At 65.2% G+C, this 6,000-nt stretch carries 5 protein-coding genes; all 5 read left to right on the forward strand.

Going from position 1 to position 6,000, the window contains the following annotated elements; all coding sequences use genetic code 11:
- The first annotated feature begins 129 nt into the window (after positions 1-129).
- Positions 130-1,353 (forward strand): sigma-54 factor interaction domain-containing protein, encoded by a 1,224-nt coding sequence (locus VGC13_RS19940; RefSeq protein WP_331127045.1) that lies wholly within the window; start codon positions 130-132, stop codon positions 1,351-1,353.
- A 458-nt stretch (positions 1,354-1,811) separates the two neighbouring features.
- Positions 1,812-1,901, forward strand: coding sequence for a sigma 54-interacting transcriptional regulator (locus tag VGC13_RS19945; RefSeq protein WP_331127046.1), 90 nt, complete (start codon positions 1,812-1,814; stop codon positions 1,899-1,901).
- 433 nt (positions 1,902-2,334) lie between these two features.
- Positions 2,335-2,646 carry a hypothetical protein gene (locus VGC13_RS19950; protein WP_331127047.1) on the forward strand — a complete coding sequence of 104 codons (312 nt, stop codon included), beginning with the start codon at positions 2,335-2,337 and terminating at the stop codon, positions 2,644-2,646.
- Positions 2,647-3,192: 546 nt separating this feature from the next.
- Positions 3,193-4,653: a radical SAM/SPASM domain-containing protein gene (locus tag VGC13_RS19955; RefSeq protein WP_331127048.1), complete on the forward strand. Its 1,461-nt coding sequence runs from the start codon at positions 3,193-3,195 to the stop codon at positions 4,651-4,653.
- Between the two features lie 6 nt (positions 4,654-4,659).
- Positions 4,660-5,826 (forward strand): hypothetical protein, encoded by a 1,167-nt coding sequence (locus VGC13_RS19960; protein ID WP_331127049.1) that lies wholly within the window; start codon positions 4,660-4,662, stop codon positions 5,824-5,826.
- Positions 5,827-6,000 lie beyond the last annotated feature (174 nt).

The following is a 6,000-nucleotide window of genomic DNA, read 5'->3' on the forward strand; positions in this document are numbered from 1 at the left end:
CATCATCCACCGCACGGCATTTTTCCCTACTCTTACGTTTCCTCGGTTCCGTGGAAGACCACGGGAGATTCTTTGGAGCAAATACGTCGCCCATCTCCGGGCGTTGAGGTGCCGCGCGTGGGGGGGGCGATGACGGCCGGAGATGCGCCGCACGCGCCCATGCGGCGAGAGGATCTGTCGGAGTTCGCCGAGACCGTGCTCCGGCTGTCGCGCGACCGCTGGGGGCTGACAGGCGCGGTGATGCTGATCGGGCGCGACGCGGCACTGCTGCAGGCGCAGGCGCGGCTGCAACGCTTTGCCGCCTGCGACGGTGCGGTGCTGCTAACCGGCGAGACGGGGACGGGAAAGGAGCTGTTCGCGCGCGCCCTGTACTTGGTCAGCCCGCGTTGCGGCAAGCCTTTCGTGCGCGTGAACTGCGCGCAGTACCACGAGGGGAGCCTAATGGCTAGTGAGTTGTTCGGCCACAAGCGCGGCAGCTTCACCGGCGCTGTGGCTGATCACCGCGGCCTGTTTGAAGAGGCCAACGGCGGCACCATCTTTCTGGATGAGATAGGTGAGTTGTCGCTCCCCGCGCAGGCCATGCTCCTGCGCGCCTTGGGCGAGGGTGAGATCGTGCCGGTGGGCGGCACCACGGTGCGAAAAGTGGACGTGCGGGTGATCGCCGCAACCAGCCGCGATCTGCGCGCACTGGTGCGGGCAGGAAGCTTCCGCGAAGACCTGTTCTATCGCCTGCGCAACCTGTGGATCCGCGTCCCCGCGCTTCGCGAGCGCGGCGGCGACTGGGAGGTGATCGCGCGGCACCACCTGCACGCGCTGGCTGCCGCCGCGCGCGCCGAGCGCAAGCTGTCGCCCGGCGCGCGCACCATGCTGCGCGACTACTTCTGGCCCGGCAACGTCCGCGAGCTACGGAGCCTGCTCGACATGGGCTTTCACCTAGCCGAGGGCGCCGAGATCGCCCCGGAGCACTTCTGCGACGCGCTGGAGACCGATCCGCTGCACGCCGGCGGCATCTGCGTCGACGCGGCGTTCCTCGCGTCCGCCGCGCACCCGGTCGCGAACGGGACCGGCACAGGGAACGGTAATCCGCCGCGCCGCGACCCCGCGGCCGAGGTGTGGGAGCGCTTCGCTAACGGCGAGAGCTTCTGGAGCGTGGTGCGCGACCCGTTCATGGCGCGCGAGCTAAGCCGCAGCGACGTGCACGAGGTGCTGCGGCGCGGGCTGGTGGAGAGTAACGGCAGCTATAAGCGCCTGATCAGCCGCATCGGTGTCGCGCCCGAAGACTACATCAAGTTCATGGACTTCCTCCGCCACCAACGCCTAAAGCCGGCAGGGTACGCCCGAAACGCGGATTAACCCCGACGCGGCTCCCGGAAGCAGCGCTCTAGTGAGTAGTTGCAGGCTCGCGCAGCTCTATCCGGCGGAAGGCTGCACGCCTCGCATAAAATCCTTATCTGCGAAATTACCAATAACTTACACGCAAACACACGCCGGCACCTCACCTGCTAGAGATGCCGCTGCAGAGCAGACATCTTCTTCCCCTAGTTCAGGAGGCACTGATGGCGAGACACGATCCCAAGACCATGACGCCCGACGACGAGCTCTCCGTCGAAGAGCTCGAATCTCCCAGCCGGCGGCGGCGATCTGATTGGCGACACGCCGATTGAGCAGATCCAATCAAACTGTGCTGAAAACTGCAATTGCTAGCCCTGCGCCTGAAAATCCTCACACGCGACGGCCGGCTGGGGCCACACGCTGGGGAAGCATACGTGCCTGCGTAGGCGGCACCAAGATCCATCGCGTGAAACGTACGCGTGATTGCCGCCACCAGTCGCGACCTACGCATGCTGGTGCGTGCCGGCAGCTTCAGCGAAGACCTGTTCTATCGCCTGCGCAACCTGTGAATCCGCGTTCCCGCCTGCGCGGGCGCGGGCGCGACCGGGAGGTGATCGTGCGGCATCACCTGGAGGGCCTTGGCGCCCTTGCCTGCTCGGCGCGCAGGCTCTCGAACGACGCCAAGGCCTTGCTCCGGAAGTATCTGTGGCCGAAAACATGCGCGAGTTGCGTTCGCTGATGGACATAGGCTTCCACCTTGCCGAAGCCCCAGATCGAGTTCGAAACACTCTCGTGACGCGATGGAGCCAAGCCCGCTGCACGCCAGCGGTGGCTACGCTGGTGCGGCGAACGGCTCGGGCGCCCCTCACCTCCCCGTGAACGACACAGGCGCTCCCGCCAGGTACGGGCACCCGCCGCGCGTGACTTGGCGGGCGAGGCGGGAGCGGATGCTCCACGGCGAGAGCTTCTGGAGCGTGGTACGCCACCCATTCATGGCGCGAGATGAGCCGATCCGACGTGTATAAGGTGCAGCGGCGGGGGCTGGTGGAGAGCAACGGAAGCTACAAGCGCCTGATCGGTCGCATCGGCTTGGCTCCGGAGGATTACATCAAGTTCATGGACTTCCTCCGCCACCAGCGCCTGAAGCCGGCCGGGTACGAGTGGAGCGCGGATGTGAGTTCTCGACCAAGCCACGGCAAGACCCAACCGACCCCGCCGCCGCGGATACAAGCAATCCGCGGCGGCGTTCTTTTGCTCTTGATTGCGGTCGTCGGAGCCCCGAGCAGCTGGCGGAAGCAGCCCTCTACTGAATAGTCGGCCGCTCGCACGGCTCTACCCAAGCTTTGAACCGAAATTCCCTTCACGTTACGTAAACTACGATCCGACAAATAGTTGAGCTCGTAGTGCAGGAGGGCACCGTCCCTGCTCTACGCCACGCCGCCAGCAGAAACCACCACTTCTTTCCTTTTCAGGAGGCACTCATGGCGGAACACGAACCCCAGAACGCGATCCAGGACGACGAGCTCTCTCTGGAAGAACTTGAGGCCGCAGGCGGCGGGGGGGGCGACGAACTCGTAGGGGACAGTCCGACCATCAACACCAACGGATGCGCCCCCGGGGGGAACTGCAACTGCTGAGGAAGCAGTTGCACACCCTCCCTGGCACCAACACGACCGGCCGGATGCAAGCACCCGGCGGGTAAACGGGCGGTAACGCGCCCGGCGCCGTCGCCACTGCCGGATTGCTGCGGCGCCGGGCGCGTACACGAGGCAGCTTGACGACGACTTGGGTCTTCGCCTTCCACCTCTACAACCGATGCTCCGCGCCGGCGGAGCGTCCGCGTGACATAAGGAGCTCCCGATGCCGCCCACTATCGACATGCAGGTTTCGCCTTACGAGCGGGGCGAGAAAACACCCCTCCCGGCCTCGCTGATTCAGTTGCGGTACGTTCCGAGGACTCGCTGGGTCGCCTCGCGGTTCAACGCCCGCACAGTGGGAGACGATGGCCGAATCCTCCTGTGGAACACCTACACGGGCGCTGTGACTGCATTCGCGGCCAAACATCGAGACGACATCATCGCCCTGCTCACGCCCGACGGGGCAGCCGAGCCGCTCGGAAAACTTGGTGACTACCTGGCCAAGCGTGGGTACCTGGTGCGCACCGGCACCAATGAACTCAACCTGTTCCGCTACAAGTACATGCAGCAGCAGTGGAGACAGGATGTCCTCCAGTTCATCCTCTTGGCGAGCGAGGACTGCAACTTCCGATGCGTGTACTGCTACGAGAAGTTCGAGCGCGGCACGATGGCACCCGAAACCCGCGAGGGGCTCAAACGCCTGTGGAAAGCACGGGCGCCACAACTCAAGCACCTGAGCCTGTCATGGTTCGGCGGAGAGCCGCTCTACGGATGGGAGGCAATTGAGGATCTGGAGCCCTTTGCCAACCAACTCGCTCGCGACCATGATTTCTCGCTCGGGCAGTCGATGACGACCAACGCATACTTGCTGACGGAGGAGCGCGCCACGCGCCTGCTGGACTGGGGGTGCAATAACTATCAAATCACGGTGGATGGGCTCCCCGAGGAGCACGATTGCAAGCGCGTGGGGCGCGACGGCTCGCCGACCTACCACGTGATCCTCGACAACCTGCGTTCCATGGCGCAGCGCAAGGCCGACTTCACGATCGACCTCCGGGTGAACTTCGACCGAAACAACTTTCCGCGTCTGGGCGAGTTCATGGAAACGATCTCCGAGGACTTCGGGCACGACCCGCGGTTTCAGATGCGTTTCCGCGCGGTGGGGAAGTGGGGGGGCCCCAACGACGACAGCCTCAACGTATGCGGCGTCACCGACCAGAAGGAAGTGCTTCGCGGGCTGCAAAAGAAAGCTGTCGAGGTGGGCCTCGCCCAGGAGTCGGGGATCGCCGACGTGGCGTCGCTTGGGAGCCAAGTGTGCTACGCCGCGCGTCCGTACAACTTGATTGTGGGCGCTACGGGCAAGCTGATGAAGTGCACGGTGGTGCTGTACGAGATGGAGGAGAACGTGGTAGGCCAGCTGCACCCCGACGGAACGGTGGAGTTGCGTGACGAGCAGATGGCGCACTGGGTAACTCCGCACTTTGAGAGCGACTCCATGTGCAAGAGCTGCTACGTCCTTCCCGGGTGCCAGGGTGTGCACTGCCCGCTCACGCGCGTGCAGTCGAACCAGCGTTCCTGCTGCGGCATAAAGGCGAACCTGAAGCACGAGATGCGCTTCACGCTCGACCAGCCGCCGCAGCGGGCGAGGCTGTCCAAGCTCGCCACAGTGATGGCGAGCGACTGAGCCGCCATGCGCACCGACGAAAGCGTCACGGGGCAGGTGGCCCCGTTCCGAGTGGAGGTCTCCCCAACGATGGCGGTGGCGATCCTCGTTCCGCAGGACCGAATACCGCGGCCGCCGCTGGGTACCTGGGCAGCCCGGCTATGCAGGATGCTCGATACGGCCCGCGCGACCCGCACCACGCGGCAGCTTGCGGGACAGCTCGGGTCCATCGGCAACCAGGCGGGGCTGCTCGCCGCTCACGCGGGCGACGTCTCCCGCGCTTGGCACGTGACTGAGCAGCAGTTGTGGTGGCAGGGTCGGCTCGCGAGGCGTTCGCATGATCCGACCGTGACCGCGCATGCCGTTCAGCCGTGGGTGAATCTGGGTCGGCTGGAAGCGCTCACCGGCCGCTGGCGCGAGGCGCTGGCGCGGTTGGCGGCGCTCTCCGCGTACGAGATGGATGATTGGCTGGAGCTGGGCTGCATGCGGCTCCGCGGATCGGATTATCTCGGCGTGAGTGCGTCGCGCGAGCACTTCGTCGGCTTCCTGCAGGCCGTATACGTATCCGACTCGCTCAAGACAATGCTCCTGAACCGCCGGTTTGACCTCATCCATCCCTTCGCGGCCTCGGCCCGCGCCGAGGGCCCGCTGTGGTGGATGTGCGAGGAAGCGTCGGTGGTCGCCGAGTGCCGGTTGGGCGACTACCCCGCTGCGATGTCACGCGCCGACACAGCGGCGCGCGAGGCTACCGGCTGGAGCCGCGCCGCCCTGCGCCTGCGCTTAGCCGAGGCGCACGCCTGCGCGGGCGACTTGAACCGTGCGCGAGCAATCCTGTCGCAACTCGCAGCCGTGGTGCGGCAGCTGTCGCCCGAGGTGAAGGCGAAGCCCGAACTGATGCCCATCACCGCACGGCTGGCGGGTGCCTGCCACGAGGTGGGGCTCGCGGACGACGCCTGCGCGGTCGCGCGCGATGTGCTGCAGGGGGCCCGCACCGCGAACGACGAGATGATTGAGATCGAGATGCTGAAGCTGCTGGCTGATGCATCGCCGGAGCACGAAACACAGGCGTGGCGCGACGCGACCGATGCCGCTGTGGCGGTGACCGACTACGCGCGCTTCCGCCGTGGCGCGCCGCCACGCCCCAATCCCGTGTTCGACGAATTGTACGAGCGCCTCGAAGCCGTCTACACCTGATCGGGCTATGTCATCATCGCTTGATCAATCTACCCTGCCTTATTCACCCCAAACGGGATCCGTGAGTCATAGCTAGAAAAAACCCATGTCGCATCTTCTTGGGTTGCAGTAAGATGGGTGGTGTCGAAGCAACCATCCGTCCACAAGCCCGTGAATCTACGACATGGGTGACTC

It is taken from the genome of Longimicrobium sp. (assembly GCF_036399255.1).
Taxonomy (GTDB): domain Bacteria; phylum Gemmatimonadota; class Gemmatimonadetes; order Longimicrobiales; family Longimicrobiaceae; genus Longimicrobium.

Bases quoted from the DNA above. Each gene is read 5' to 3' on its own strand.
- VGC13_RS19940 (WP_331127045.1), top strand. From the start codon at position 130: ATGACGGCCGGAGATGCGCCGCACGCGCCCATGCGGCGAGAGGATCTG.
- VGC13_RS19950 (WP_331127047.1), top strand. From the start codon at position 2,335: ATGAGCCGATCCGACGTGTATAAGGTGCAGCGGCGGGGGCTGGTGGAG.
- VGC13_RS19955 (WP_331127048.1), top strand. From the start codon at position 3,193: ATGCCGCCCACTATCGACATGCAGGTTTCGCCTTACGAGCGGGGCGAG.
- VGC13_RS19960 (WP_331127049.1), top strand. From the start codon at position 4,660: ATGCGCACCGACGAAAGCGTCACGGGGCAGGTGGCCCCGTTCCGAGTG.